1 protein-coding gene is annotated in these 838 nt (G+C 45.7%); it reads left to right on the top strand.

Annotated features, from left to right (window positions below; all coding sequences use genetic code 11):
- The coding region (locus ACS8FC_RS16210) for an AMP-binding enzyme (protein ID WP_439297529.1) at positions 1–645 on the top strand (645 nt) is incomplete at its 5' end.
- Between the last annotated feature and the right edge of the window lie 193 nt (positions 646–838).

Here is an 838-nt window from a genome sequence, read left to right as displayed (position 1 = left end):
ATGACGCCACTATATGGTATTAAACCTGAAGTCGTAAATGCCGAAGGCGCAATCATAGACGGTGCTGCTGAAGGTAACTTAGTCATCAGTAGTGGTTGGCCTGGGCAAATGCGTACAATCTACAATGACCATCCGCGCTTTCTGAAAACCTATTTTAGCGATTATCCCGGTCATTACTTTACAGGTGATGGGGCGCAGCGTGATGAAGATGGACATTATTGGATCACAGGACGTGTGGATGACGTATTGAACGTCTCTGGGCATCGCTTAGGTACTGCGGAGATTGAGAGCGCGTTGGTTGCTCATCCGGCTACTGCCGAGGCCGCGATTGTCGGTATGCCGCATGAGATTCGCGGGACAGGTATTTGCGCCTTTATCATTCTAAAATCTGGCGAAGAAAAAACAGACGATCTAAAAGCGGAGCTAAAACGTCATGTGCGCTCTGAGATTGGGCCAATTGCGACCTTAGATGCCATTTATATGGTTGAGGCGTTACCGAAAACTCGCTCAGGAAAAATCATGCGCCGTATCTTGCGTAAGCTGGCAGATGGTCAGTATGTCGGACTGGGCGACTTATCCACGCTAGCGGACAGCTCAGTGATTAATGATCTGGTCGAACAGGTCAAAGCTGGTCGCGGAGAGTAGCTTGATAAATGGATATGCATTGTTGAAGAAGTAATTTAAACCTAACCTTTAACACTTGCCTAACATTAGTGCCTACCGATCAAAATAGAATAAAAGCCATGTTATCGTGAATAGCATGGCTTTTTTACGTAGACGATATTGATATTGCGTCGTTTTGACGGTTCAATATCAATGGTTAATTAACATTGCTACC

Source organism: Psychrobacter sp. 1Y4 (assembly GCF_051847555.1).
This window is presented reverse-complemented; position numbering and strand designations above follow the sequence as displayed.